This window comes from Streptomyces sp. NPDC020747 (assembly GCF_044334695.1).
Taxonomy (GTDB): domain Bacteria; phylum Actinomycetota; class Actinomycetes; order Streptomycetales; family Streptomycetaceae; genus Streptomyces.
The window spans coordinates 161,573-184,807 of sequence record NZ_JBIRTJ010000013.1; the positions used below are offsets into that span (position 1 = coordinate 161,573).

Here is a 23,235-nt window from a genome sequence, read left to right on the forward strand (position 1 = left end):
TGCGTGCGGGTCCGTCGTCGCTTGTCGCGCAGTTCCCCGCGCCCCTGAAAAGAGGGGGCGCCTCCGACGGGGCGCCCCATAACACCATCCTCGTGTCAGCGGCCCAGTGAGAAGCCCAGCACCACTCCCGCCGAGACCTCCACCATCCCCGGTGCCAGGTTTCCCGCAGAGTTGCCGCCCCCGCCGCCGTGGCCGCGGTGGTTGCTGAACTCCCAGGACTCGGCGTCCACGTCCTGGATGTGTATCACCGGGCCGAGCGCGACGCCGGCCGCCTCCGAGTAGACCTCGGCCTTGCGACGGGCGGCGGCCACCGCTCTGCGCCGGGCCTCGTCCCGCAGGGCCGGCTTGTCGTGCACGTCGAAGTCGACGCTGTCGATGTGGTGCGCGCCCGCGTCGACCGCGTCCACGATGAGCTGCTGCAGATCGTCCAGCGCCTCCGTCTCCACGGAGTACGAGGCCCTGCAGCGATAGCCACTGAACTTCCGGTCGCTGCCGTAGCCGTCGTAGTCCGAACTGAGCTTGAGCCGGGAACCGGAGACCGAAGCGTCCGGTATCCCGTGCCGGCGCAGGGCCTCGCGCAGCCGGGTCACCGCGGTGCCCGCCTCCTGGAACGCCCGGTCGGGAGAGGGCTCCAGGACATCCACCGCCAGTTTCACCCGCACCAGCTGGGGTTCGACGCGCACGCTTCCGGCCCCGAACACACTGAGGCCCCAGGGGTCTTTGATCGACTCGGTCATCCCGGCATTGAAGCACCCGGCACCGGCAGTGCGCCCAGGGTTTCCCGGGCCTCTGTCATCACCCGAGCCACCAGCTCCGCGCACGACGGCAAGTCCTCGATCAGGCCCGCCACCTGGCCCGAGGCCATCACTCCCAGGTCCGTGCGGCCCTCGACCATCGACGCGCGCAGCAGCATCGGGGTGTTGGCGGCGAGGAGGACCTGGCTCCAGGTCAGGTCCTTGCCGTGTTTCATCGCCAGGCCGTCGCGGACCAGCTGGGGCCAGGTGAGGCCCGAGAGCTTTCGGAAGTGGGCAGCCCGGCGTATCGCCCGGGTCAGCGTTCTCGTACGGCCCGCCTCCTCAAGGGAGTTGACCAGGTCCGTGCGGAGCATGCGGTGGGGGAGGCCGTCCACGGCTGTCGTCACCGTCACGTCCTTCACCGTGGCCGCGAGGTACTGGGCCTTCACCGCGTCCGGGACCGTGGAGTCGGAGGTCAGGAGGAAGCGGGTGCCCATGGCGACGCCCGCCGCCCCGTACGCCAGTGCCGCGACCAGGCCCCGGCCGTCGAAGAAACCGCCCGCCGCGATCACCGGTATGCCGACGGCGTCCACGACCTGGGGGAGGAGGACGGTGGTCGCCACCTCGCCGGTGTGGCCGCCGCCCTCGCCGCCCTGCACGATCACCGCGTCAGCGCCCCAGGCCGCGACCTTCTCGGCGTGCCGGCGGGCCCCGATCGACGGGATGACGACGACCCCCGCGTCCTTGAGCTCGGCGATCAGCTCCCGGGAGGGCGCGAGCGCGAAGGAGGCGACCTTCACCCCCTCCTCGACGATCAGCCGGACGCGGTCCCGGGCGTCCCCCGCGTCCGCGCGCAGGTTCACCCCGAACGGCGCGTCCGTACGGGACCTGACCTCCCGGACCGCCTCCCGCAGCTGGTCGAGGGTCATCGTCGCGGAGGCCAGGATGCCCAGCGCTCCCGCGTTCGCCGAGGCGGAGACCAGTCGCGGCCCCGCCACCCAGCCCATCCCGGTCTGCACGATCGGGTGCCGGACGCCGACCAGTTTCGTGAGCGCGGTCTCCATCAGCCCGGGACCTCCCGGTCGCGCAGCCCCTTGGGGTCGATGACCTCGCGGATCAACTCCAGCTCCGCCGGGGTCGGTTCACGGGTGTACGGGACCTCGTCGGGGACCGCCGGCTCGAACCCGGTCGCCGCCAGGACCTCCTCGACCGTCACCCCCGGATGCAGCGAGGCGAGCCGCATCGAGTGGTCCGGAGTCGCGAAGTCGAACACTCCCAGGTTCGACACGACCCGGGGGATGCGGTGGAAGCGGGTCGCCGTGGGACCGGCCGCCGCCGCACTGTCGTACCCCACCCCGCTGATCATGTCGACCTTCTCCACGAAGACCCGCGTCGAGTGCTTGGGCACCCAGTAACTCACCGGGTTGTTCAGGGTGTTGACGGGCGCGCCCCGCACCCCGAGCAGCTGCCGGGCGGGCCGCTCCCAGTCGCCGATGCAGGAGATGTTCTGGTTGCCGAAGCGGTCTATCTGGCTCGCGCCCATCATCACGTGCCGACGCCCGCCGGTGACCATCGTGAGATGCCTGCGGTAGGGCAGCCAGCCCTCGGGCGTGCCGTCCGGGCCGACCAGCATCGCCTCGCCGTCGGTGAGCAGGAGCTCCGGGGCGAAGGTCCGCCGGGCGAGCCGGGCACCGACGGAGGGGACGGCACCCATCGGGCTCGCGAGCACCTCGCCGTCGTCCCGCCAGGCCTCGGCACAGGCGATCACGCAGTACTCGGCGCGGGTGGGCCGGAGAGGAGGCGTGTGGGTGGGCGGGAGCAGAGGGGCGTGGGTGGGCGGGACCGCCGGGGTGGGGGTCGCGTCGGTCATCGCCGCTCCTCGTGCCAGGCCTGCGCGGCCGACTGGTAGGCCTTCTCGTCCCCGTACAGGAACCGCTCGGTGAACTCGGGCCACGGCGTCGTCGCGTACAGCTTCTGGAAGGGCTCGTCGCGGTCGTGGTCGGGGACGCAGGAGGTGGGGTGTGCGCCACCGGGCGTCTCGACGACTCCCGTGACCGAGTGCCGGTTGACGAGGAGGGTCTGCGGCACCGCGTCGTCGAAGCGGTCCACGAGCCGCTCGCAGGAGACGTACGCAACGTCCGCCGCCTCGCAGAAGAGGTCGTCGAAGTACGGGTCCGGGCCCAGATACTGGCCGTTGCCCGACCGGTCCGCGCGGTTGACGTGGACGAGGGCCGCGTCCATGCGCAGGGCCGGCATGGCGACGAACGTCTCCCGGATCCCGGTCGACGGGTCCTCGTACGGTGAAGTGACCGTCCGCAGGCCGGGGTTGACCCGCATGACGTCCGAGCCGATGCCCGCCCGGACCGGCATGAAGGGCAGCCGGTTCGCGGCGGCGTGCAGCCCCCACATGAACATCGCCTCGTCGACCTCCGTCAGCTCGAAGGCCCCGCTCTGCCGGGCGGCCCGGTAGTGCGGCTCCAGAGGGATCGAGTCGAGCGTCACGAAGGCCGCGACGAGCTTGCGGATCCTGCCCGCGGCGGCGAGCATCCCGACGTCCGGGCCGCCGTACGACACGATCGTGAGGTCGGTGACCTGGGAGCGGAGCAGCGCTCTCACCAGGGCCATCGGTTTGCGGCGCGAGCCCCAGCCGCCGATGCCGAGGGTCATCCCGCTGCGGAGCCGGGAGACGACCTCGTCGGCCGTCATCGTCTTGTCGCTCATTCCGTACCCCCTCCTTCCCGGTCCTTCCCGAACGTGTCCCTGACCCGGTCGCCGACCCCCGCGAGGTTCGCCTCGAACGTGAAGCCCTGTTCGAAGCGGTAGCTGCGGCGCACGTCCACGGGGTCGATGCCGTTGATCGCGGCCTTGGCCAGCCGGATCAGCTGCCCGTCCTTGCTCGCGATCGAACGGGCCAACTCCAGGACAGCGGCACGCAGTTCACCGCGCGGCACGACCCGCCACACCGACCCGTGCCGGTGCAGCTCGGCCGCGGTCGCCTTGCGCGAGGTGTAGTACAGCGCGCGCATCAGATGCTGTGGCACCAGCCGGGCCAGATGGGTGGCCGCGCCCAGGGCGCCCCGGTCCAGCTCGGGCAGACCGAAGGTGGCGTCCTCGCTGGCCACGATCGCGTCCGCGTTGCCCACCAGGCCTATTCCGCCGCCCAGGCAGAAGCCGTGCACCTCCGCCACCACGGGCACCTCGCACTCGTACACCGCGGCGAAGGCGTCGGCGCAGCCGCGGTTGGCGCCGAGCAGGGCGCTGCCGCCCTGCGCCTGTATCTCCTTGATGTCCACGCCCGCGTTGAACCCCCGCCCCTCGGCGGCCAGCACCACACAGCGGACCTCGGCGTCGCGGCCCGCCGCGCGCAGGGCGTCGGCCAGCTCGAACCAGCCGCGCACCGGCAGCGCGTTCACGGGCGGGAAGTCGACCGTGACAACGGAAATCCCCTTTTCCGGGGACGAGGTGGAGACACCCATCAGCTCATCAGCTACCTTTCGACCAAACATTTGTTAGGTGCGCCGGTTGTGAAGGTAACAGCGATCGCCGACGAGTGGGAGGCCCTGTGGACAAGCCGTCAGGCACGCCGTCGGACAAGCCGTCCGGCAAACGGCTCGTGGTGGTCACGGGCGGCACCCGGGGCGTGGGCGCCGGCATCGCCCGCGCGTTCGTCGAGGCGGGCGCCGAGGTCGTGGTCTGTGCGCGCAGACCGCCCGAAGTTCCGGTCGACGGCGTCGAGTTCGTCCCCCTCGATCTGCGGGACCCACCGGCCGTACGCGCCTTCTTCGACGGGCTGCCCCGTGTCGACGTCCTGGTCAACAACGCGGGCGGTGCCCCCTACCGGCTGCTCGCGGAGTCGGACGTCGAGCGGCACGCGCGCGTGATCGAGCTCAACCTCACCGTGCCGCTGACGGCGTCCATGGCGGCGTACGAGCAGCTCAAGCGCGCGCGTGGGTCCGTCGTGATGATCGGCAGTGTCAGCGGGACACGGCCCTCGCCCGGCACGGCGGCCTACGGGGCGGCCAAGGCGGGCCTGGAGAATCTCGCGCGCTCGATGGCCGTGGAGTGGGCGCCGGAGGTGCGGGTGAACACCCTCGTCGTGGGGATGGTCCGCACCGAGCTGTCCCACCTCCACTACGGGGGCGAGGACGCCATCGCGGCCGTCGCCCGCACCGTTCCCATGGGGCGGCTGGCCGATCCCCTCGACGTCGGCCGGGCCGCCGTCTTCCTCGCGTCGGACGCCGCCGCGTACATCACCGGGGCCGGCCTCCTCGTGCACGGCGGGGGCGAGTTGCCCGCCTTCCTGGACGCGGCGACCGCCAACAAGGAGAAGTGAGAACCGCCTTCAAGGACGAGTGGGAGGAGAAACGGGATGACTGCAGGCACCGGAATCAGCGACGGGCGGGTCGTGATCGTCACGGGCGCGGGACGTGGGCTCGGGCGGGCGCACGCGCTCGCCTTCGCGGCGGAGGGGGCCCGCGTCGTCGTCAACGACCTGGGCGTCGGGCTCGACGGTTCGCCCGGCCCCGACAGCCCCTCCAGGCAGGTCGTCGAGGAGATCACGGCGGCGGGCGGCGAGGCGGTGGCGCACGGCGGGGACATCGCCACGACCGAGGGCGCCGTGTCCCTCGTACGCACGGCCGTGGACGCCTTCGGGCGGCTCGACACGCTCGTCAACAACGCCGGGTTCCTGCGCGACCGGATGCTCGTGAACCTCGACGAGGACGACTGGGACGCCGTCATGCGCGTCCACCTGAAGGGCCACTTCCTGCCGTTGAAGCACGCCGCCGCGTACTGGCGGGTGGAGGCGAAGGCGGGGCGCGTGCCGCAGGCGCGGATCGTCAACACCAGTTCCGGAGCGGGGTTGTTGGGGTCCGTCGGGCAGGGCAACTACAGCGCGGCCAAGGCCGGGATCGTGGGGCTCACACTGGTGGCCGCCGCCGAGATGGGACGCTACGGAGTACAGGTGAACGCCATCGCGCCGGCCGCGCGCACCCGGATGACCGAGGGCACCTTCGCCGGGACGATGACGGCACCCGACAGCGGCTTCGACGCGATGGCGCCCGGGAACGTGTCGCCGCTCGTCGTCTGGCTCGGCTCCGCCGCGAGCGCCGGCGTCACCGGCCGCGTCTTCGAGACCGAGGGCGGCCGCATCACCGTCATGGAGGGCTGGCGGCCCGGCCCGAGCACCGACAAGGGGGCGCGGTGGACCCCCGCCGAGGCCGGGGACACGGCGCTCAAACTGCTCGCCGAGGCGGAGGCGCCCCAGCCGGTCTACGGAGCGCAGTAGCGCGATCGGCGTACGACACCCAGGAGGGAGACGCGCGGGGAACCCTTTGACCCCGCACCCCGCACTCCGCACCCCGCACCCGTGCTCGCGAGGATGCCCGGCAGGGCAGGGTGGGGTGGGCGGAGGCGGCTCAGGTGGAGTTCGTCGGGAGAGCGGACAGCCTCGGGCTGCGCCACCGGGCGCTCGCCGCGGCCGGCCCCATCCGGAACTCGCCGCCGAACTCGCTGCCCTGGGACGCGGGTTCGCCGTCGAAGGCGCCTGGGCGAACGCGGCCGGACAGTGAGGTGTACGACCCGCCGCGCCGCTCCCACTGCTTCGGCCTCGACGAGGGCGCTACGTATCGCACTCCAGAACAGTCCGACACAACCCACACCGAGCCCGAACCCGCCCCCGCACCGGCACCCGAATCCGCTGATGACAGGTCGGACAGGGGAACGACACACGCAGTGGTCCGGGCCCGTCGGGCGTGAAGGCATACGACGCGTCGGCGGGCGGCGCCGCGACCACGTGGTCCTGCGCATGGCGGCGGGCCTTCGCGTAACGCCGCCGCCCCGCCCACCCCGCCGCGGTCAGCGGCGGCTGCCGCTCGTCGTGACGGGCCCGGATCATGCCCTTCGTGTACGCGGTGTACGCCTGCGGGCTGGTGAACCAGGTCGCCGGGTCCTCACCGAACGCCAGCGACCGCTTGGCCAGCACGTACCCGAACTCCTCCGGCGTCAGATAGCCCAGCTTCTGTGAGGACGCCGCGTCCTCGCGGTACGCGTCGAGCAGCAGCCAGCCCGCGCCGAGATACGTCGTCGCCGTGTCCGTGAGGATCTCGTTGTCGCGCGTGCCCGGGAACGACAGGTCCAGGCGGTGCAGGTAGACGTGCATCACCTCGTGCGCGAGCGCCGCGCCGATGTCCCTGCGGTGGGTGCGGAACCGGTCGTTCAGCTCGATGAAGTACTCGGGGCCCGCGGTGAGCTCGACGTTCGCCGCGTGCTCCATCTCGCGGAAGCCCACGATCATGCGGGCATCCGGGAGACGGAAGTGCCGCACCAGCTCGCGGGCGACCCGCTGGGCGCCCAGATGGAGATCGTCCGTGTCGCAGAACGCCACGTCGACGGGGGCCACGCTGGTGTCGAAGGTGTGGATGGTGTCGTACGAGAGCCGTTTGTACAGTGCGGTGACCGCCGCCCGCACCGTGTCCAGGTGCGGGTAGCCGTGCTCGACCGGACCGCCGTTCGTCACGTCCGTACCCCCAAAGAGGACCCGAACCCCCATTCCACTCTAAGGGGACGCGAGCGAGGTCTCCCGGGTTGGGTTGCTCGGAGGGGGAGTGAGATCCGGCCTTGCCGCCCATGCGTCATGATCCTCATACTTCTGTGCGCTCTTCCGCGCACTCAACCACCCATGAAAGGGATCATGTTGACGAACAGGGCAGTCGGTCTCCTCAAGAGATCCGCCTTCAAGCGGGCCGCGGCCATCGGTGCCGTCGCCCTCGCGACCGCCAGCCTCCAGCCCGTCGCCGCGCACGCGGCGCCCGTGCCGGTCGTCGGCGGTACGCCCGCGGCGCAGAACGAGTTCCCGTTCATGGTCAGCCTCTCCATGGGCTGCGGCGGTGCCCTCTACAAGAAGGACGTCGTCCTGACCGCCGCGCACTGCGTGGACGGCTCGGGCAACACCACACGGATAACCGCCACGGCCGGGGTCGCCGACCTCAACGCCTCCGGCGCGATCAAGGTCAAGTCGACCAAGGTCCTCCAGGCCCCCGGCTACAACGGCAGCGGCAAGGACTGGGCGCTCATCAAGCTCGCCCGGCCCATCAACCTGCCCACGCTGAAGCTCGCGACGAACACCCGCTACAACAGGGGCACGTTCACCATCGCCGGGTGGGGCGACACCACGGAGAGCGCGGGTACCGGGTCCACGAAGCTCCTCAAGGCCAAGGTGCCGTTCGTCGCCGACCGCCAGTGCAAGCGGCACTACGGCAGCCGGCTCATCGCCGGGCAGGAGATCTGCGCCGGCGTTCCGCGCGGCGGGGTCGACACCTGCCAGGGGGACTCCGGCGGGCCCATGTTCCGCAAGGACGACGGTGGAACGTGGCTTCAGGTCGGGATCGTCAGCTGGGGTGACGGGTGTGCTCGGCCGCTCGTTCCGGGGGTGTACACCGAGGTGTCCGCCTTCTCTTCGGCGATAGCCCGGGCCGCGGCGACGCTCTAGCCTCCGGCGGGGCGGGTGGGGTGGGCGTTCGCGGTGTTGTGCCGGGGGCGCCTGCTTGTTTTCGGGTGCGGCCGGTGGGGGGTTTGTGCGCCCACGCGGCGGAGCCGCACAATGTCACGGCCCCGCGCCCCTGAAAAGTGGGCCCGAGTGACACAGCGAAGGCGGCCGGTGCTTGCGTTAGCTTCCGCCGCCCGCCTCGCCCGCGCCCCGCAGGGCCGGCGGTCCGGACGCCTCCTCGAATTCCAGGAGCCATACGTCGTTGGCGCCCTCGCGCAGGACCGGGCCGGGGACGTACAGGGATCGTTGGGGGCCGGTGGACCAGTAGCGGCCCAGGTTGAAGCCGTTGACCCAGGCGAAACCCCTTGTCCAGCCGGGGAGTTCGAGGCGGGCGTCCCCGGCGCCGCGCACCGTGACCGTGCCGCGGTACAGGCCGGGGGTGCCGGAAGCGGGAAGCGGCCGGAACGGCACCGGCTGCACGCCACCGTCGAACGCGTCGAGGCGCAGCCCCCGCGCCCGCACCCCGTGCAGATACTGCCGTTCGTGCAGTACGCCGCCGGTGATGCCCTTCGTCTCCCCGGTGCGCGGGCCGTAGTTGACCCGGCCCAGCGACTCCACCCACAGGTCCACGCGCGCGGGACCGGCGACCGGCTCCTTGAGCCGCGGCTCGTCCTCGGTGAGCACTCCGGCCGGCTCCCCGTCGACGTACACCGTCGCCAGGTCCCGCAGGCCGCGCACGGTCAGGGGGTACGGGCGGCGGGGTCCCGGAACGTCGACCGTGTAGCGCACCAGCCCCCGGTCGACGTCCAGTTCCTCGAAGGTCGGCGGCACGGGCCGCTCGGTCTCGGGCCCGCCGAGCGCGTCGAGCACGGCGGACAGGGACGCCCAGCCGGTGAGTTCCACGGTGGCGGGGGCGCCCAACCGGTCCGGTGCGGACGGCGGTTCGGGCAGCGGGCTGTCCGCGTACGCGGCCAGGAGCGACCGGAACCGCCAGAACTTCTCCGTGGGGCGCCCGTACTCGTCGATCGGCGCGTCATAGTCGTACGACGTCACGTCCGGCTCAAGCACCCCGTCGTGCAGCGCGCCGCCGCCCCGGTTGGCACCCGCCCAGCCCGCGAAGTTCGTGCCGCCGTGCGCCATGTAGAGATTGACCGAGGCCCCGCACTCCAGGATCTCCCGCAGCGCGTCGGCGGCGTCACCGGGATCGCGTACGACGTGCTCGGCGCCCCAGTGGTCGAACCAGCCGCACCAGAACTCCATGCACATCAGCGGACCAGTCGGCCGGTGCCGGCGCAGTGTCTCGAAGGCCACGCGCGCGTGCGACCCGAAATTCGCGGTCGCCAGGACACCGGGAAGGGAGCCCCCGGTGAGCATGTGGTCCTCGGGACCGTCCGACGTGAAGAGCGGCACGGTCACGCCCCCCTCACGCAGCAGGTCGGCGAGCCGGCTCAGATACACCTGGTCCGAGCCGTAACTCCCGTACTCGTTCTCCACCTGCACCATCAGCACCGGACCGCCGCGGTCGATCTGCCGGGGCACGATCTCCCGCAGCAGGCGGGCGAACCAGCGCTCCACATGGCCCAGGAACCCCTCGTCGCGGGTGCGCGCGAGGGCGCCCGACCCGCCGGTCACCCAGTGCGGCAGCCCGCCGTTCTCCCACTCGGCGCAGATGTACGGACCCGGCCGCACGATCGCCCGCAGCCCGGCCCGCTGGGCGGCGTCCAGGAACCGGCCGAGCGCCTCGACGTCCCGGAAGGAACCCGGACGCGGCTCATGCAGATTCCACGGGACGTACGTCTCCACACAGTTGAGGCCCATCGCCCGCAGCATCGCCAGCCGGTGCCCCCACTGCCCCTCGTGCACCCGGAAGTAGTGCAGCGCCCCCGACAGCAGCCGCACCGGCCGCCCGGCCAGCAGAAAATCGTCGTCCCCCACCGTGAACTCGGTCATGAGCACCACCCTGACCCCTGGCGGCGACCGGGTCCATGGACAAAGATCAGCGGTGATTGGACGCAGCTGTGCCGGCGGCGCGGGACGGGCTTGCCAACCGGGTGGGAGGACAGCCGATGTACCACACCTGGATGCGGTTCTTCAGCCCCGGACCCGCCCACCACAAGCTCGGCCTGGTCTGCCTCGGCGTCGGCCTCCAGTACGGGGCACTGCCCACCGTCGGACCCCGCACCCTCGACCACCACGTGGCCGTCGTGGTCAGCGCGGGACGCGGCTGGTTCCGTACCGTCGACGGGCGGTGCACGGCCGTCACCGCGCCCGCCCTGCTCTGGCTCACCCCCGGCGTGCCCCACCACTACGCGCCCGACCCCGAGACCGGCTGGGACGAGGCCTTCGTCGACTTCACCGGGCCCACCGCCGACACGTACACCGAACTCGGCTACATCGAACCGGCCCGGCCCGTCGTCCCCCTCTCCGACGCCGGCCCCGCCCGCACCACCGTCGCCCGCATCGCCCGCGCCGCCCGCCTCGGCAACCCCCTCCTTGAAGTCGAGACCAGCGCCGCCGTCCACGAACTCCTCGTCACCCTGCGCCGCGCCCGCGCCGACACCGCCCCCGACGGCGAACAGGTCCTCCAGGCCCTCGCCCGCGACGCCTTCAAACCGCTCTCCGTCGCCGACCACGCCGCCCGCCACGGCATGACCCCCGCCGAACTGCGCACCGCGGTCCGCCGCGGCGCCGGCTGCAGCCCCAAGGACTACCTCCTCGGCATCCGCCTCGGCCGCGCCAAGGAACTCCTCGCCGCCACCGAACTCCCCGTCGCCGCCGTGGCCAGACGCGTCGGCTACGACGACCCGGCCTACTTCTCCCGCCTGTTCACCCGCCGCGTCGGCACGGCACCCGTGCGCTTCCGGGAACAACAGGGACGCACCGTCCCCGGCGGCTGGAGCAACCAGGTCCCCGACCCCGACGACCCGCCGATGCTCCGTTCCCCGGGAACACGATGACCGGGGCTCCTGGGGAGCACGTCGACCGAGCGGCCGCGCACCACCCGCGGCACGCCACGTAGGGTTGCCCACCATGACCACCAGCAACACCGGAAACGCGGGCGGCGTCGACCCGGCCGTCCGCGCCGAACTCGCCCGGCTGCGCGAGAGCATCGACAACATCGACGCGGCCGTCGTCCACATGCTCGCCGAACGCTTCAAGTGCACCCAGCAGGTCGGCCACCTCAAGGCCGCCCACCAACTGCCGCCCGCCGACCCGTCCCGCGAGGCCCAGCAGATCGCCCGGCTGCGCAGCCTCGCCGAGAACGCCAGACTCGACCCCGCGTTCGCGGAGAAGCTCCTCAACTTCATCATCGCTGAAGTGATCAGGCACCATGAACAGATTGCCGACGGGGCCGTGACCAGCGGCGGAGACTCGGCATCATGATCCCAGTTGATCGAGAAGTGATCATTTAGGGGATCCTCGGGAGATCAACTCCCCCAGATGCTCGTCCACCCCAGATTCCGCATGGCCCGCTCGTGAATCTCCTGCAAGCCGTCCAGCCGGGCCCGGCGCATCGGCGGAGTCGGATGCCGGTACGTGCCCTTGATCCCAGGGTACTTGTGCCCCATCTGCTCATACCCCAGAACGGGGGCCACACCGATCTGCTCCTGCCACGAGTCGTGCGTGTGCCGCAGATCCCGCATCGTCAGCCCCGGCATGAGCGGTCCCCACTCCTCCTTCACCGCCGTCCCCCGCGCCTTCGGCCGGGCCTCCCTGCCGTCTGCAGCGGGCCGCAGCACCTCGTGCCAGTAGCTGCGCCACCACCACTTGCCCGTCTTCGTCGTGAAGACGTGCTCATGCGGCCAGCCGTCCAGGTGTTCCTTCAGCAGGAGGGCCAGGAACGGCGGCAGGTCGACGTCCCGCGCCGACTTGGCGTTCTTCGGCGGCTCCAGGCCGCGGAACATCTTGCGCTTGCCGTGCTCGTCGCGCACGTAGTACTCGGCGAGCGCCCCGATCTCCTTGTCGACGCGCAGGATCGGGCAGGTGAAGACACCGCCGTCGTGCTTCTGCTGCCGCTCCCGCAGGGTGTTGTGGCGCTGCAGGCCGACGAGCTCCTCGTAGCGCAGCCCGGTGAAAGCGGCTGTGACGATGTGCAGCCCGTACAGCGGGCCGAGCCGACGCGCCAGCTCCAGCACCACCTCTGGCTGGGCAACCGTTTCCTCGTCGGACTTCTTCGTCGCCGGGTCTGCGGGGAGGCCGGTGAGCCGGCGCCCGGCCAGCGGGTTGAAGGCGAGATGCCGGGCGTCGACGGCGCCGTTCATGATGCGGCTCATCAGCTGCACGCAGTCCTTGGTGGTGCTGCGGGCGCAGGTGAGTGTGCGCGCCCAGGCTTCCACCTCGAACCAGTTGACGGATATGAGGGCGGCGTCCTTCCATCGGGGGAGGATGTGCGCTTCGAGTCGCTCCCACCGGTTCATCTCCGTCCGGCCGCGGGGCTTCTGCGCCTTCATCCAGTCGGTGACGAATACGCCGAACTTCTTACGCGACAGTTCAGGGTCGACCCAGCGGCCTTCCCGGATCGCGGCTTCCTGCTGGTTCCCCCAGTCGACCGCCGTGGCCCTGGTCGGGAAGCCGGACTCGGATCCTTCCTTGCCGTCCGGCTTCTTGTACTTGCACCGCCACGTGAACTTGGTGGTCTTCTTGCCGTTGCGGACTTTGTAGACCTTCTCGGCGTAAGCCACGGTGCCCCCTCGCGTCCGGCTACTCGGCGTCTACCTGCCTTCGTCGTGGTAGCCCTTGGGTACACGCTGCCAGTACGGAGATCGCTCCGTGTCGAGTCGCCCGAGATAGTCCGCGGCGCGCTGGCTGAGCATCTCCACGTCGAGGGTGTAGGTGATGCCGGCCGGGCCGTCGTCGACTCCTATAGCCAGCGGGTCGGGCGGGTTGGGGATGCGGTCCCAGCGGACGGGGACGACGGGGCCTGGGGGTGATCCGGCCGGTCGGGGGGCCCAGCGCTGCGCCTGCTCTGTGAGCAGTTGTGCCAGCGGCTTGATGCCGTCTTCGCTGATGTCTGTCTCGTGCAGCCTGAACAGGCAGCCCGTCCCGTCTTCGAGATCGATGATCTCGGGCTCTATGTAGTCACCCTGAACACGCTCAACGTGCATGACCCACATGGGTCCTCCCGATCCGAGCAGTGCCCCCCCTCGGTGACGGTCCGTCGACCTAAGCACACTTTTGAGTCACGGTCGACCGCGTGGGACCGAAAATGCCCTACGACCCGTTTGGGGTGTCTGTTTCGCCGGGGATTGCCTGCAAGTGCCGCCGCATGCGACGCCATTGCTCGTAGCGGCGGTCGATCTCTTCCTCGGTCATGTTCTCCGCGCCCTTGACGATGACGACGAGCCGGAAGTCGTCCTCGTCGTCCTCGCCTCCAAGGTGTACTACTGCGTGATCGAGGGTCTTGCCGGACCGCAGCTCGCGGTCGACGGCCGGCGGGAGATCGGACTTGGACTCGGCGGGCGGCGGAACAGGTGTGGCCTGTTCTGGTTCCTGCCCGTCAAGGATTCGGTCGGCTGACTCTTCGGTCCAGCCGACGAGCCGGGCGTAGGCACGCATGGTCGCGGTGACCTTCGTGAAGGCCTTGCCGTTGGGCTGGCGCCCGCGCTCGATGGCCTGGATGGGGGTGCGGCTGACATGCAGTCGCTCCGCGACCTGCTCCTGTGTGAGGCCTGCCGCGGTCCGGGCTTTCGCGAATGCCCTGCCGAGCCGTTCCCAATCTCGCTCCATGGCCCTCAATCATGCACTAGTTCCATGCAACCACCTAGCTGCGTTCTGGCCTTTTGACCTGCGCTTTGGCTCGCAAATAGAGCGTTTGGGTTGCATGGGGCGCACCGTGCTAACCGGTAGGTACGGGACGCGCCGGTCCAGCAAGGCTATAAAAAAGCGCACTAGTGCTTGCCTAGGGCGTACTGAGGGGCTAGCTTTTGAGGCGTGAGGCCGCACGCCAGCGCTATCCGCTACAGACGGGAGGCTCTCAAGATGAGCCTTGCAAAGCTCTCCGCCCTGACTGGCATCAACAAGGGCCACCTCTCCCGAGTGGAGAACGGAAAGGCCGGTCTGGGCGACAAGAACATTCACCGGGTCGCGGAGGCGCTGGATGCCACCCCCGATGACATCACCCACAAGGAGTCCCCGTGACCGCCCCTCAGGCCACGACGTCCGCGCCCCGCAAGCGCCCCGCACCCAAGATCCGCGAAGACCTGCCCGCACCGAACACCCCCGAGGGCGAGCTCTTCCACTACACCCCCCATGAGGCGGCGCAGTGGACGCCGTTCTCCGGCCGGAAGCTCATGGAAATGATCCGGCTCCGCGAGATCGAGTACGTCTTCAACGGCCGCGACAACTACCTCACCGGCCGCCAGATCGCCGCCCTGAACGAGCACTTCGTCGTCAAGCCGTTCAGCAAGCCGGCCCGCGCCGCCTAGCCCGCGGCCCCAACCGCTGGAGTCCAGTCCGGCAGCCGGGGCCACTGCGGCCACAGGCCGCGAGATCCACCCCTCACGAACTCACGAAACGAAAGGGGCTTCACGTGAAGCCATCGTCGCAGACTCCCCGCCCGATGCCGAAGCCAACGGGTCCCAGCCGCAACGAGGTGAAGGCCCGCGTCCGCGCGAAGGCTGAGGCTGAGCGCGCGCTCCCCGCCCGGGATCGGATCCTCGCGATCCTGTCCGCTGTCCGTACTCACGGCGAGGCCGAGGCGATGCTCGCCGAGGTTGAGGCTGCCGCTGTGGCCAACGTGGAGAGCAGGGTCCGCGAGGCTGTCGCCGTCGGCTTCGTCCAGCTCGGCGAGTCCCGCGACTCCGTGGCGTGGGGCGAGGCGCACGACATTGCCATTGAGGGCCTGTGCGTGTGCCGCGGCGGCAGCAAGGCGTGCCCCGAGGCAGGTGCCCGATGAGCACCCCGACTCCTCCTTCCGCCTCCCCGCTGGTCGAGCTGCTGGATTCCAACGTGACCGAGGTTCACGTCCTGCCCGCGTTCGGTAACCGCCTGCAGGTCGTGTTTCACACGGGTGAGGGCATGCCGGAGCCGATGAAGGGCGCGGTCGCTTCGGTGACTGTGTACGGCGACGGCCGCATCTCGTATGAGCCCCTCCCGCAGACGGAGGCGCTGTCATGACCGACTACGCCTCTTCCGCTGCCCGGTTCGCCGCTGAGACGCGCGGCCACAAGATGACGGTCCTTCTGGACCAGGGCTTGTACCGGCATCTCGCGTTCACGGATCCGGCGGGCAGCTTCTACCGCTTCGACTTGGTGACGTGGCCGCACAACTTGATGGTGCGTGGCGATGGCTTCTCGTTCGCCTTCTCCGTCCACCCGACGGTTGACCTGTTCCGCCTGTTCCGGGAGAGCAAGCAGGCCGACATCAACCCGGGCTACTGGCAGGAGAAGGTCACCGCCGGTCGGGGCGACGTCACCGACTGGTCGGAGGAAAAGTTCCGCGCCTGGGTGATCGAGGAGGCCGCCGCCGCCGAGGCCCGCTTCCCCGGCGCCGTCGAGGCGGTCACCGAGCAGATCCTCGACTCCGAGGACCACAACCTCGAATACCGGGGCACGGCCGAGTACGCGGTCGGGTCGTTCGATCACGGCGACTTCCGTCTGCGGATCCCGGACCACTGGGAGGAGTCGTTCGACGACTTCTCGTGGGAGTTCCTCTTCGCCTGCCGCGCGATCGTGTGGGGCATCGGCCAGTACGACGCCTCGATCTGCGGCTCCCGCTGCCCCGAGCACGCGGACCACTACTGCCGCCGCTCACCCAAGCACCAGCCCGGCATCTGCCGGGACGTGAAGCAGAAGGGCTTCGAGTCCTGCACCTGGAACCCGGCCCGTAAGGCGGTGCTCCGATGAACGCCGAGACCTTCAACTCCCGCTATCCGGTCGGTACTCCGGTAGTCGCCTACCCGGCCTGCCGTCCGGAGGATCACCCCGGCGACAGGCGGCTCATCACCCGCACCCGCAGCAAGGCGCAGGTGTTGGGCGGTCACACCGACGTCGTCTGGGTCGACGGCCACAGCGCCTGCATCGCGCTCAGCCACGTGGACCCGGTGTCGGAGGACGAGTTCAAGGCGGCGCGCGCCGCCGAGACCGCCGCCGCAGTCGCCGAACAGGGTGCGCTCCCCATGCCTGTGGGAAATGCCCCGGATCGCCTCCAGGCCGCAAGCCGGTTGATGGCCGAGCGTGAGGCAGAAATCCGCGAGCACGTCGCGGCCACGAAGAACTGGTCGCTCGGGAACCTCGCCGCCCGCGACCTGCTCGCTGAACTGGACCGGACGCGCACCGAGTTGGCGAAGTACGTCGGCCATGAGCCGACGATCGCCGAGGAAATGACCTACCTCAGCCGCTGCCTCAACGCCGTCTGCGACCTGTGTGACGCGACCGAGAAGCAGGCCACCCGCTGGGAGAACCCGCTCCCCGTGCCCGAGTGGGTTGAGGACGTTCGTAAGGCAGCCGACGGCGACCGGCCGGACGATCCGGCCGACAACCGGCGCCGCATCTACATCGACGGCAAGGGCAACGGCTGGATCTCCGTCTGCTCGGAGGAGGGCGTCGAGTATGTCGTCCCCGTCGAGCCCGCCGCGGCCCTTGAGCAGGCCGTCGAGGAGGTCGCCGACGAGGCCGGCGGCTTGCGCGAGATCGGCAGGTGCTGGTGATGGCCGAACCGACCCGCCCGATCCGCGACCTGGACGTGCCGCTGCCCGAACTAGAGCAGCAGATCCGCGAGCAGGCCGCCACCCCGGACCCGCATGTGGGACTGAACCCGACCGGCCGGCCCCGCCGATCCTCCGCCCCTAGCCGCCGCAAGCAAGCACGCCGAACCACCACCGTCGAGGAGACCTCGTGACTGCTCACATCATCGGCGGTTTGACCGTCGACCTGCATGACGGCCCGATCCGCACCGAGTACAGCCGCAGCCACTTCGACGGCAAGCCCACCGCCCGCCTCGTCATCGGCCAGGGCAGCGACACCATCGCCATCGCGGTGAGCGGCTCCCCGGCCGAGACGCTCGACCAGCTACTGGAGGCCGTGTCCGAGCTTCGCGCCTGGACTGCAACCCAGCAGCTCGTCAAGCGGCTCCCCGAGGTGGCGTGATGCTCACCGACCTCGACGGCACACAGATCGACCTGGACCGGGCGCAGACCGCACTCGGAGACGACTCCCGGTGGCTGTGGACATGCGAGCACACCGATGCCGGTGAGCCGCTCATGCAGCGCATCGACCGCCTCGGCGAGGCCGTGCTGCCGCTGTCGGTCGTCTACCGCGACCACGGGCCACTCACCCCGGACAGCGTCCGCACCACGGCCGCCCTGTACCGGCAAGTCCTGGAGGCGGCATGACAACAGCGACTGAGACGCCGGTCGCCGAAAGCACCGTCAAGCCGGAAGCCGTCACTGATCTGCCCGGGCAAGTCGACGCCCACATGCGGGAGCACTTCCCCGATACCGTCGACGCCGGCGGCTGGATGACGGCCCGCGACTACCGCGACAACACGGCAGTCGTCGTCTGGCGGCCCGGAGACGCCGACCTCATGCCCGGCGGAATCCGCGCCATCCTCATCTACCGCTGGCACGTCTCCCTGCAGAACGCCGGATTCACCTGCGTGCCGCGCACCGACATGGAAGTCTTCGGCCGCCCCGACGAGCAGGCCCCGGACGGGCGGGCCCGCTGGATCCACATCACCGGCTGGGACCCGGAACTGGTCCGCCCGCACAGGTCTTTCACTCGGCTGGAAAAGGAGCTGAGGCAGAAGATCGGTGTGGCTGCGGAGCACCAGATCCACGTTGACCCCGCCAGTGTGCCGCCGCTGTCCGGCGCCATGGGCGGGGCCCCGCAGCCGGTGCACGGGCTCCGGTTCCAGTACGCCGAGAAGCGCCTGTACGTGACGGTCGTTTTCAAGGACACGGCCGAGCCGCTCCCGGACCCGCCCGCATGTGTGCTCGCCATCGCGGAGGAGCACCGCGGCCACGGCACCGGCTGGGACGGCGACGGATGGTGCCGTCTCCAGGAGGCGTCATGAGCGGCCGGGAGATCGAGTCGTCGTCCCTGATGCCCAAGGTCGCCGTCGATGACGCGACGTGGCGCAGGGCGGCCGTCAACACGGCCGGCGGGCTCGCCTTCCACCACCCGCACGAGGACGACGGCATCGACCCGAAGGCCGTCGGCCGGGAGCTCGCCCACAACCCGGCCATCGCCGGACCGCTGCGTGAACTCCTCGGCTACCTCGGCTACCTCGAAATCTGCGTCGACGCCGAGAAAGCCATCACCGCCCGCCTGAAAGGAGGCCAGTCGTGATCGAGACGCTCGCCCTCTGCATCCCCCCGTTCGTCCTGCTGGCCGCCTTCGTGGCCGGCGTCATCCACACCTTCCGCGTGACCGACGACATCGAGGAGGGGGAGTCGTGACGCTCACCGATCTGATGCCGAGGCGGTTCAGCTTCCTGTGGGAGCGCGAGCAGCCCGTCCGTAAGCACCGGGCCGTCGACGAAGTTGACCGCCTTAAGCGTCACCTGCACGGCGCCCAGCTCCTCATCAACGGGCTGCACCTGCAGCTCGACGACCAGGACCACGAGCACGAGCAGATCATCGCCCGCATCGACGAGCGGTACACCGCCACCATCCGCGAACTCGAAGACCGGATCGCCGAACTGGAGAACCGCCTCAACGTCGGCGTCCTCGCCGAGGCTGCAGCCGCGCAGACGCAGGAGATTCCCATCGTGCCCATCCCGGTCGCGTTGCATCAGGCGCCGTTCGCCACCACCAACCCCGGTCGCGGAACGCCGTCGTGGGCTGTGCGTGACGAGACGTCGGGGGTGTCGTGATGGCGGTCAAGGAGCAGGTCTTCCACATCGTTGTCTGCCCCCGCACCGACCAGGCCCACGACGAGGCACGTGGCGGGGCCAGCCCCGTCCTGCTGCGGCCGACCCGGGACGCGATGTCCGCCTCCTTCGACGACGCGAAATGGGTGGCCGAGGTCCTCGGCGCGACCGTCATCTCGACCGAGGGGGCGGCGTGATGGCGACCGTTGCGCAAGTCTTCGAAATCAACGACCTGACCGGCATGCCAGACGGCCCCCTCCCGGACCGCGACGCGATCGACAACTGGTCACCGAAGTCCTTCGACGACTACTTCACGGCGGAAGCCCGCCACCGGGCGCGCGGATTCGCCCAGCGGGCCGTCGAATGCGAGGTGACCGGCGCCGGCGTCCGCGAGTGGCATTCCTGCCGGGAAGCGGCAGTGCTGTCTCTCCTTGCCGCAGCCGAGGAAACGGCGCCGGCCGAGGACCGGCCATGGCACGCGGACCGCGTCGACGCCTATGCCGAACTGCACGGCTTGCGCGGCTGGTACCGGCACACAAGCCAGCACGGAAAGCACCGCATCCAGATCAACTACATCCGTCGGCGCCAAGACGCCGACCAGGACCGGCACTTCGTACACACCTCCGCGAACTACGACTACCGCGCGACGCCGCACTGGGTCGTCGACCGGGACACCGGCCGCACGGTCTACCGCAGCCACTCCAAGCGCATCGCCCAGCAGTGGATCGAAGCGAGGGAGGCGTCATGACCGTCCGCCCGCCGATAGTCGGCGTCGCCCTGTGGACCGCGGTGATGAGGAACGCCGACCACCGCTGCGAGTGCCGGGGCGCGTGCGGCAAGAAGCACGACCCGGACCGCAAGCGGGTGCAGGGCCGGTGCGACCTGGAGAACGGCAAGCGCGTGAGCAAGGTCGGCCAGGTCGTCCTGATCGCGATGCCGCGGGACCCGATCAACGAGGGCGACTTCGTGACCGCGGCCTCGCTGCCGGCCAGCCGTCTCGCCGCGATGTGCCCGCCGTGTCACGACGCGGTCCGCCGGAAGATCAAGTCGGCCGAGAAGAAGCTCCCGCCGCAGGAGGACGGGCTGTTCGCGGCCGAGGAGTTCGTCGTCAGCAAGGCCAGCACGGAGCAGGCCGACGTGGGCGCCGCATAGCTCCCGGTCGCCCGGCCGGTCAGGTACGGGCGTCCGGTGAATCGACCAACAACCACATAGGCCGGCGGCGCGTCGAGTTCCCCCAACTCCGCGCCGCCCAGGGTCCGCTCCCTCGGAGCACCCCCCCCGCTCGGGGGAGCGGACCCGTCTTCAGTGCACCCAGAAACGGAGAACCATGAGCACCAGCAGCCCCACCATTCCGCCGGATGTTGCCGCGCACGTCCTCTGCCACTACGGCCGCGGCGGCTACCCGGCAGGCGACTGGGCTGAGGACCTGATCAGCCTCATCTCCCGCGCCGACGACTCCAACCGGGACCGGTTCGCCGCCGGATTCCCCGACTACGTCGCCGCGATCACCGCCATCAAGTACGACCCGAACGGCGTCGCCCACCTCCTCGACCTGGCGGCCGGCCGCTGCACCCGCTGCAAGACCACCGACGGCCCCAACACGGCGGCCGGCTTGTGCGAGGCGTGCGACCAGCCGATGCCCCTGGACGGTGTCGCATGACCGCCGCGGCGAGCACCGGCGAACTGGAAGAGCTGGTCGGGAACCTCGAAGACGAACTCTCCGAGTTGCGCGACAAGTACGCCGACGTCGTCCAGGAGCGCGACGAGCTGCAAGGGAAGGTCGACGACCTCACCGCGCGCATTGCGGGAGCCCGCGACGACATTGAGGACGCGCTGCGGGGGCTGAGTTCATGACGACCACCATCGAAGCGCCGAAGATCGTCGACGGCCTGTCCGCCGAGGACTACCACGCGGACCGCACGTCGGTCTCCTCGACCGGACTGCGGGAACTCCTCGACCCCGGATGCCCGGCTCAGTTCCACTACGACCGCTACCACCCGAAGCCCCCGAAGAGGGAGTTCGACCTCGGCAATGCCGTGCACGCCGCGGTGCTGGGGGAGGGCCACGACATCGTCGAGATTGTCGGCTTCACGGACTACAAGAAGGGCGACGCCCGAGCCCTGCGAGACGAGGCCTACGCCGCAGGCAAGGTGCCGCTCCTGCCGAAGGAGAAGCTCCAGGTCGACGCGATGGCGAAGGCGGTCCGTGGACACCGGGACGCTGGTCCGCTGTTGGCGCCGGGCATGGGCCTCCCGGAACGCTCCATCTACTGGACCGATCCAGCGACCGGCGTCCGCTGCCGGGTCCGGCCCGACTGGCTGATGGTCCGGCCCGAGGTCACGGTCATCGTCGACTTCAAGACGACGACCGACGCCAACCCTGAAGCGTGCAGCAAGGCCATCGAGTCGTACAGCTACCACCAGCAGGGAGCCCTGTACATCGACGGCGTGCAGGCCGCCGGTCTAGCCCCTGAGGGCGCCCGCTTCTTCTTCGTCTTCCAGTCCAAGAAGGCCCCCTACCTGATCACGGTCCGCGAACTGAAGGACCAAGACCAGGACATCGGCCGGGCCCGCAACGAACGCGCACTCCGGATCTACGCGGACTGCGTCGCCAACGACGACTGGCCCGACTGGACCGGCCCCGTCGACACCATCCCCCAGCTCGGAATGCCGAGCTGGCCCACCCTCCGCCAGGCCGAGGAGTACTTGAAGTGAGCAGCGAGATCGCCACCCGCGACGAGCAGAACGTCGTCGCCGTACAGCAGCCCGCCAACCAGCCCGTCGAATCCAGCCTGGAGAAGTGGGCGCAGGACGCCGCCGCCATCTCCGGCATCGCCAACGCCATCGCCGGCACCTCTCTGGCCGGCGCCTACCGCGGTAAGCGCGACGAGATCGTCGCTGTCATCCTCGCCGGGCATGAGCTCGGGCTGAAGCCGATGACCTCGCTGAAGTCCATCGACGTCATCAACAACCAGCCCGCCCTGAGGGCGCACGCGATGCGCGGCATCCTCCAGAACAAGGGCCACGACGTCGAGCTCGTCGAGTCCACCGCCGAGTACTGCAAGATGCGGGGCCGGCGAAAGGGTGCCACCGATTGGCAGTACGTCGAGTGGGACACCGCGCGTGCCACCCAAATGGGGCTGATCAACAAGGCTGAGTGGAAGAAGCAGCCGAAGACCATGCTGATCAACCGGGCCACGGGTGAGATCTGCCGCCTCGTCGCCGCCGACGCGCTGCACGGAATGCCCTACGTCGCCGAGGAGCTCGACGGCTACGTCCACGGCGAGGCCGTCCAGCCGAAGCGGGCACCGCTGTCCGTCGCCTCCCTCACCGCCGCCCCGACGCCGCAGCAGCTGGCCGAACCGCAGCCCACCGATGTGGTCGACGTCGACACCGACGACGAGCACGCCACCGCAACCCAGGAGCTGCACGCCTTCGGACGCGACCAGGGCATCGACGACATCGAGCTGCTCGCCCACGAGGAGCTCGGCGCGCCCGTCGAGCACGTCTCCGCGCAGGCCATCCGCGATCTCGTCGCCCGCCTCCGCGCCGCAACCGCCGCCTAGACCCCACCCGACGGCCGACCCGCCCGCCGATAACAGGCGGGCCGGCCTCCGAGAAGGAGACCACGAAGCATGACGACCGAACAGATCGAGTCCGAGACCGTGACCGTCGCGGTCTCCATCCTCCACGACATGCGGGACGCCAACGCCCTGCTGCGCCGCCGCGACCGCGATGTGCGGGACCTCGTCGCCACCCACATCGCGGAGGGCCTCGCCAGCCGGGAGAAGGACCGCTGGCTCGCCGCCATCAAACTCTCCAAGGCCCTCGACGAGGCCCACTGCAGCGTGGACAACCTCGTCGACAACTGGCTCGAAGACCACGGCTGGGAGCCCCGGTCCGCCTACAAGACCCCGGCGTCCCTCACGCCCTCCGACGACCCGTGGTCGCCGAAGCCGGACATCACCGCCGACGTGCCCGAGCCCGTCCGCCGGATCGTCGTCGAGCGACTCGCCGACATGCTCCTCGACCGCCAGGACGACTGGCACGCCGAGCAGGCCCGCCGCCTCACCTTCGCTCTGAAGAACGAAGGCGCCGACCTCACCGGCGACATCGAAAAGCGGATCACCGAACTCACCCTCGGCCGCGACCCCAGCGACCCGCCCTTCTAGCCCACCCCATTGGGGAGCCGCCGCGGCCCGAACCT

At 70.2% G+C, this 23,235-nt stretch carries 36 protein-coding genes; 25 read left to right on the forward strand and 11 right to left on the reverse strand.

Annotation, left to right across the window (positions count from 1 at the left end; translation table 11 throughout):
* Positions 1-95: 95 nt before the first annotated feature.
* From ACH4YP_RS31300 to ACH4YP_RS31320, 5 genes are read right to left on the reverse strand one after another with little or no spacing between them, the layout of a single operon-like run.
* The gene (locus tag ACH4YP_RS31300) at positions 96-737 is read right to left on the reverse strand and encodes an SIMPL domain-containing protein (protein WP_361058550.1); all 642 of its coding nucleotides are present in this window, start codon (positions 735-737) and stop codon (positions 96-98) included.
* The gene (locus ACH4YP_RS31305; protein ID WP_398493974.1) at positions 734-1,798 is read right to left on the reverse strand and encodes an NAD(P)H-dependent flavin oxidoreductase; all 1,065 of its coding nucleotides are present in this window, start codon (positions 1,796-1,798) and stop codon (positions 734-736) included. Before ACH4YP_RS31305 ends, ACH4YP_RS31300 begins: the two co-directional genes overlap by 4 nt.
* Positions 1,798-2,604: a CoA-transferase gene (locus tag ACH4YP_RS31310; protein ID WP_361058546.1), complete on the reverse strand. Its 807-nt coding sequence runs from the start codon at positions 2,602-2,604 to the stop codon at positions 1,798-1,800. Before ACH4YP_RS31310 ends, ACH4YP_RS31305 begins: the two co-directional genes overlap by 1 nt.
* Positions 2,601-3,455 (reverse strand): CoA-transferase, encoded by an 855-nt coding sequence (locus ACH4YP_RS31315; protein ID WP_361058544.1) that lies wholly within the window; start codon positions 3,453-3,455, stop codon positions 2,601-2,603. The genes ACH4YP_RS31310 and ACH4YP_RS31315 overlap by 4 nt, the downstream gene beginning before the upstream one ends.
* The gene (locus ACH4YP_RS31320; protein ID WP_398493976.1) at positions 3,452-4,210 is read right to left on the reverse strand and encodes an enoyl-CoA hydratase family protein; all 759 of its coding nucleotides are present in this window, start codon (positions 4,208-4,210) and stop codon (positions 3,452-3,454) included. The genes ACH4YP_RS31315 and ACH4YP_RS31320 overlap by 4 nt, the downstream gene beginning before the upstream one ends.
* Positions 4,211-4,296: 86 nt before the next feature.
* Here ACH4YP_RS31320 and ACH4YP_RS31325 point away from each other — a divergent pair, with 86 nt between their 5' ends.
* Together ACH4YP_RS31325 and ACH4YP_RS31330 are read left to right on the forward strand one after the other, a co-directional pair.
* Positions 4,297-5,067: an SDR family oxidoreductase gene (locus ACH4YP_RS31325; RefSeq protein ID WP_398493978.1), complete on the forward strand. Its 771-nt coding sequence runs from the start codon at positions 4,297-4,299 to the stop codon at positions 5,065-5,067.
* Between the two features lie 36 nt (positions 5,068-5,103).
* Positions 5,104-6,021, forward strand: a complete 918-nt coding sequence (locus ACH4YP_RS31330; protein ID WP_398493980.1) for an SDR family oxidoreductase — start codon at positions 5,104-5,106, stop codon at positions 6,019-6,021.
* A gap of 130 nt (positions 6,022-6,151) precedes the next feature.
* On the opposite strand, the gene ACH4YP_RS31335 is transcribed toward ACH4YP_RS31330, so the two are convergent.
* Positions 6,152-6,367, reverse strand: a complete 216-nt coding sequence (locus ACH4YP_RS31335; protein ID WP_398493982.1) for a hypothetical protein — start codon at positions 6,365-6,367, stop codon at positions 6,152-6,154.
* Positions 6,355-7,251, reverse strand: coding sequence for a hypothetical protein (locus ACH4YP_RS31340; protein WP_398493983.1), 897 nt, complete (start codon positions 7,249-7,251; stop codon positions 6,355-6,357). The genes ACH4YP_RS31335 and ACH4YP_RS31340 overlap by 13 nt, the downstream gene beginning before the upstream one ends.
* Before the next feature lie 174 nt (positions 7,252-7,425).
* On the opposite strand from ACH4YP_RS31340, the gene ACH4YP_RS31345 reads away from it, so the two are divergent.
* Positions 7,426-8,223: a S1 family peptidase gene (locus ACH4YP_RS31345; protein ID WP_398493985.1), complete on the forward strand. Its 798-nt coding sequence runs from the start codon at positions 7,426-7,428 to the stop codon at positions 8,221-8,223.
* 177 nt (positions 8,224-8,400) lie between these two features.
* On the opposite strand, the gene ACH4YP_RS31350 is transcribed toward ACH4YP_RS31345, so the two are convergent.
* The gene (locus tag ACH4YP_RS31350; protein ID WP_398493987.1) at positions 8,401-10,170 is read right to left on the reverse strand and encodes a beta-galactosidase family protein; all 1,770 of its coding nucleotides are present in this window, start codon (positions 10,168-10,170) and stop codon (positions 8,401-8,403) included.
* A 116-nt stretch (positions 10,171-10,286) separates the two neighbouring features.
* On the opposite strand from ACH4YP_RS31350, the gene ACH4YP_RS31355 reads away from it, so the two are divergent.
* Together ACH4YP_RS31355 and ACH4YP_RS31360 are read left to right on the forward strand one after the other, a co-directional pair.
* Complete coding sequence (locus ACH4YP_RS31355; protein WP_361058529.1) at positions 10,287-11,177, forward strand: AraC family transcriptional regulator; 891 nt, start codon at positions 10,287-10,289, stop codon at positions 11,175-11,177.
* Between the two features lie 73 nt (positions 11,178-11,250).
* Positions 11,251-11,604: a chorismate mutase gene (locus ACH4YP_RS31360; protein WP_398493989.1), complete on the forward strand. Its 354-nt coding sequence runs from the start codon at positions 11,251-11,253 to the stop codon at positions 11,602-11,604.
* Positions 11,605-11,648: 44 nt separating this feature from the next.
* On the opposite strand, the gene ACH4YP_RS31365 is transcribed toward ACH4YP_RS31360, so the two are convergent.
* The 3 genes from ACH4YP_RS31365 to ACH4YP_RS31375 form a co-directional block, all read right to left on the reverse strand.
* The gene (locus ACH4YP_RS31365; protein WP_398493991.1) at positions 11,649-12,902 is read right to left on the reverse strand and encodes a hypothetical protein; all 1,254 of its coding nucleotides are present in this window, start codon (positions 12,900-12,902) and stop codon (positions 11,649-11,651) included.
* A gap of 30 nt (positions 12,903-12,932) precedes the next feature.
* Positions 12,933-13,325, reverse strand: coding sequence for a hypothetical protein (locus ACH4YP_RS31370; protein WP_398493992.1), 393 nt, complete (start codon positions 13,323-13,325; stop codon positions 12,933-12,935).
* Between the two features lie 106 nt (positions 13,326-13,431).
* A complete protein-coding gene (locus tag ACH4YP_RS31375; protein ID WP_398494302.1) occupies positions 13,432-13,947 on the reverse strand; it encodes a helix-turn-helix domain-containing protein in 516 nt (171 codons plus the stop codon).
* Positions 13,948-14,151: 204 nt separating this feature from the next.
* On the opposite strand from ACH4YP_RS31375, the gene ACH4YP_RS31380 reads away from it, so the two are divergent.
* The 20 genes from ACH4YP_RS31380 to ACH4YP_RS31475 all read left to right on the forward strand — a co-directional run bounded on the left by ACH4YP_RS31380 (position 14,152) and on the right by ACH4YP_RS31475 (position 23,200).
* Complete coding sequence (locus ACH4YP_RS31380) at positions 14,152-14,358, forward strand: helix-turn-helix domain-containing protein (RefSeq protein WP_398493993.1); 207 nt, start codon at positions 14,152-14,154, stop codon at positions 14,356-14,358.
* Complete coding sequence (locus tag ACH4YP_RS31385; protein ID WP_398493994.1) at positions 14,355-14,645, forward strand: hypothetical protein; 291 nt, start codon at positions 14,355-14,357, stop codon at positions 14,643-14,645. The genes ACH4YP_RS31380 and ACH4YP_RS31385 overlap by 4 nt, the downstream gene beginning before the upstream one ends.
* 134 nt (positions 14,646-14,779) lie before the next feature.
* Positions 14,780-15,115 carry a hypothetical protein gene (locus tag ACH4YP_RS31390; RefSeq protein ID WP_398493996.1) on the forward strand — a complete coding sequence of 112 codons (336 nt, stop codon included), beginning with the start codon at positions 14,780-14,782 and terminating at the stop codon, positions 15,113-15,115.
* A complete protein-coding gene (locus ACH4YP_RS31395) occupies positions 15,112-15,336 on the forward strand; it encodes a hypothetical protein (protein WP_398493997.1) in 225 nt (74 codons plus the stop codon). Before ACH4YP_RS31390 ends, ACH4YP_RS31395 begins: the two co-directional genes overlap by 4 nt.
* On the forward strand, positions 15,333-16,064 hold the full coding sequence (locus ACH4YP_RS31400; RefSeq protein ID WP_398493999.1) for a hypothetical protein: 732 nt from the start codon (positions 15,333-15,335) through the stop codon (positions 16,062-16,064). The genes ACH4YP_RS31395 and ACH4YP_RS31400 overlap by 4 nt, the downstream gene beginning before the upstream one ends.
* Positions 16,061-16,867, forward strand: coding sequence for a hypothetical protein (locus tag ACH4YP_RS31405; protein WP_398494001.1), 807 nt, complete (start codon positions 16,061-16,063; stop codon positions 16,865-16,867). The genes ACH4YP_RS31400 and ACH4YP_RS31405 overlap by 4 nt, the downstream gene beginning before the upstream one ends.
* Positions 16,867-17,058 (forward strand): hypothetical protein, encoded by a 192-nt coding sequence (locus tag ACH4YP_RS31410; protein WP_398494003.1) that lies wholly within the window; start codon positions 16,867-16,869, stop codon positions 17,056-17,058. Before ACH4YP_RS31405 ends, ACH4YP_RS31410 begins: the two co-directional genes overlap by 1 nt.
* The gene (locus ACH4YP_RS31415; RefSeq protein WP_398494005.1) at positions 17,055-17,306 is read left to right on the forward strand and encodes a hypothetical protein; all 252 of its coding nucleotides are present in this window, start codon (positions 17,055-17,057) and stop codon (positions 17,304-17,306) included. Before ACH4YP_RS31410 ends, ACH4YP_RS31415 begins: the two co-directional genes overlap by 4 nt.
* Complete coding sequence (locus tag ACH4YP_RS31420) at positions 17,306-17,551, forward strand: phiSA1p31-related protein (protein WP_398494007.1); 246 nt, start codon at positions 17,306-17,308, stop codon at positions 17,549-17,551. Before ACH4YP_RS31415 ends, ACH4YP_RS31420 begins: the two co-directional genes overlap by 1 nt.
* Positions 17,548-18,231: a hypothetical protein gene (locus ACH4YP_RS31425; RefSeq protein ID WP_398494009.1), complete on the forward strand. Its 684-nt coding sequence runs from the start codon at positions 17,548-17,550 to the stop codon at positions 18,229-18,231. The genes ACH4YP_RS31420 and ACH4YP_RS31425 overlap by 4 nt, the downstream gene beginning before the upstream one ends.
* Positions 18,228-18,506: a hypothetical protein gene (locus ACH4YP_RS31430; protein ID WP_398494011.1), complete on the forward strand. Its 279-nt coding sequence runs from the start codon at positions 18,228-18,230 to the stop codon at positions 18,504-18,506. Before ACH4YP_RS31425 ends, ACH4YP_RS31430 begins: the two co-directional genes overlap by 4 nt.
* Positions 18,507-18,612: 106 nt before the next feature.
* Entirely contained in the window at positions 18,613-19,032 is a 420-nt protein-coding gene (locus tag ACH4YP_RS31435; RefSeq protein ID WP_398494012.1) for a hypothetical protein, read from the forward strand.
* The gene (locus ACH4YP_RS31440) at positions 19,032-19,226 is read left to right on the forward strand and encodes a hypothetical protein (RefSeq protein ID WP_398494014.1); all 195 of its coding nucleotides are present in this window, start codon (positions 19,032-19,034) and stop codon (positions 19,224-19,226) included. Before ACH4YP_RS31435 ends, ACH4YP_RS31440 begins: the two co-directional genes overlap by 1 nt.
* The gene (locus tag ACH4YP_RS31445) at positions 19,226-19,777 is read left to right on the forward strand and encodes a hypothetical protein (protein ID WP_398494016.1); all 552 of its coding nucleotides are present in this window, start codon (positions 19,226-19,228) and stop codon (positions 19,775-19,777) included. Before ACH4YP_RS31440 ends, ACH4YP_RS31445 begins: the two co-directional genes overlap by 1 nt.
* Complete coding sequence (locus ACH4YP_RS31450; RefSeq protein ID WP_398494018.1) at positions 19,774-20,181, forward strand: hypothetical protein; 408 nt, start codon at positions 19,774-19,776, stop codon at positions 20,179-20,181. Before ACH4YP_RS31445 ends, ACH4YP_RS31450 begins: the two co-directional genes overlap by 4 nt.
* A 175-nt stretch (positions 20,182-20,356) precedes the next feature.
* Entirely contained in the window at positions 20,357-20,689 is a 333-nt protein-coding gene (locus ACH4YP_RS31455; RefSeq protein WP_398494019.1) for a hypothetical protein, read from the forward strand.
* Entirely contained in the window at positions 20,686-20,883 is a 198-nt protein-coding gene (locus ACH4YP_RS31460) for a hypothetical protein (RefSeq protein ID WP_398494021.1), read from the forward strand. Before ACH4YP_RS31455 ends, ACH4YP_RS31460 begins: the two co-directional genes overlap by 4 nt.
* Positions 20,880-21,743, forward strand: coding sequence for a PD-(D/E)XK nuclease-like domain-containing protein (locus ACH4YP_RS31465; RefSeq protein WP_398494023.1), 864 nt, complete (start codon positions 20,880-20,882; stop codon positions 21,741-21,743). Before ACH4YP_RS31460 ends, ACH4YP_RS31465 begins: the two co-directional genes overlap by 4 nt.
* Positions 21,740-22,594 (forward strand): hypothetical protein, encoded by an 855-nt coding sequence (locus ACH4YP_RS31470; RefSeq protein WP_398494025.1) that lies wholly within the window; start codon positions 21,740-21,742, stop codon positions 22,592-22,594. Before ACH4YP_RS31465 ends, ACH4YP_RS31470 begins: the two co-directional genes overlap by 4 nt.
* Before the next feature lie 69 nt (positions 22,595-22,663).
* Positions 22,664-23,200: a hypothetical protein gene (locus tag ACH4YP_RS31475; RefSeq protein WP_398494026.1), complete on the forward strand. Its 537-nt coding sequence runs from the start codon at positions 22,664-22,666 to the stop codon at positions 23,198-23,200.
* Positions 23,201-23,235 lie beyond the last annotated feature (35 nt).